Annotated in this window: 2 protein-coding genes; both read left to right on the forward strand. The window is 31.5% G+C overall.

The window, feature by feature from the left end:
• The first annotated feature begins 45 nt into the window (after positions 1-45).
• On the forward strand, positions 46-582 hold the full coding sequence (locus tag CIW83_RS21795; protein WP_094904513.1) for a helix-turn-helix domain-containing protein: 537 nt from the start codon (positions 46-48) through the stop codon (positions 580-582).
• A gap of 2 nt (positions 583-584) precedes the next feature.
• A complete protein-coding gene (locus tag CIW83_RS21800; protein ID WP_094904514.1) occupies positions 585-1439 on the forward strand; it encodes an IS3 family transposase in 855 nt (284 codons plus the stop codon).
• Positions 1440-1479 lie beyond the last annotated feature (40 nt).

Genomic DNA, 1479 nt, shown 5'->3' on the forward strand with positions numbered 1-1479 from the left:
TGATGTTACCCCCTAAATCCGGACACGGATTCAGGGGGTATTATCATGTCTAAATATTCATTTGAGTTTAAGTTAAAATTAGTTAAAGAATACATGGAGGGAGAAACTGGTGGTTACAAGGCTGTAGCCAAGAAATATGATGTAATAAATTATGGCTTGATTAGATATTGGGTTAATGATTATGAAAAATATGGAGAAGATGGACTAAAAAGAAAATCTACAAAGACCTTTTACTCTGGAGAATTTAAGGTTCGTGTATTACAATATAGGCAATACCATAATTGCTCTTACAGAGAAGCTGCTAACCACTTTGGTATTAGTAATCAAGCTACGATTGCTAATTGGCAAAGGAAGTATTTAGATGAAGGCTTCGAAGGGCTTAATAAGTCGATTGGGAGGCCTAGTACTATGTCTAAAAATAAGAAAGAAAAGGATACTTTAAATCTCACGAAAAGTGAAAAAGAAGAACTGATTGAATTAAGAGAAGAAAATGAATTTTTGAGAGCGAGCTTGGCATATGAAAAAAAGCTAAAAGCCTTAATCCACGAAAGAGAGCAAAAAACAAGGAAAAAACGAAAGTAATAATGGAATTAAGGCAGATGTTTCCTTCAATCCAATTGAAAATCTGGCTTAAGATATCTAACTTACCTAAGAGTTCATTTTATGAATGGGTACAAAAACTAAAAACAGTTAATAAAGAAGAGAAAGAATTGACCTATGTTATAAAAAATATATTTGAAGAGTCTAATGAAACTTATGGATACAGAAGAGTTACCATTGCTTTAAAACAAAAGGGATTTAAAATCAACCACAAAAAAGTATATAGAATTATGAGAGAAAATGATTTGAAGTGTATAAAATTTTTCAGAAGATCTAGAAGCTATAGTTCTTTTAAAGGTGAAGTTGGAATAATAGCGGAGAACAAGTTAAATAGGCAGTTCCAGGTAACAGCACCTAATAAAGTGTGGGTTACAGATGTAACTGAATTTAAAATCCAAGGAAGCAATAAAAAACTCTATCTATCACCTATTATGGATCTTTTTAATAGTGAAATAATTTCTTTTAATCTATCTACAGCTCCTACTGTAAAATTTACCACAGATGCCTTAGATGGTGCTCTTAAAAAGCTTCCTAAGAAACATCATTTAATAATTCACTCTGACCAAGGCTTCCATTATCAGCATGTTCAGTGGGTGAAAAGATTAAGAAATAGAAACATTGAACAAAGTATGTCTAGAAGAGGAAATTGTATAGATAACTCTCCAATGGAAAACTTCTTTGGGTTATTGAAACAAGAAATGTACTATGGAGAAATATTTACATCAATTAAGCAATTGGAGAAAAAGATTACAGAATATATTAACTGGTATAATAACAAAAGAATAAAAGAAAAATTAAACGGCCTGTCACCTATTGAGTATAGGCAACAAGCCGCATAATTAATATTATCCAAAAGTCCGGATTAAAGGGTTCAGATCA

It is taken from the genome of Tissierella sp. P1, from assembly GCF_002266425.1.
Taxonomy (GTDB): Bacteria; Bacillota; Clostridia; order Tissierellales; family Tissierellaceae; genus Tissierella; species Tissierella carlieri.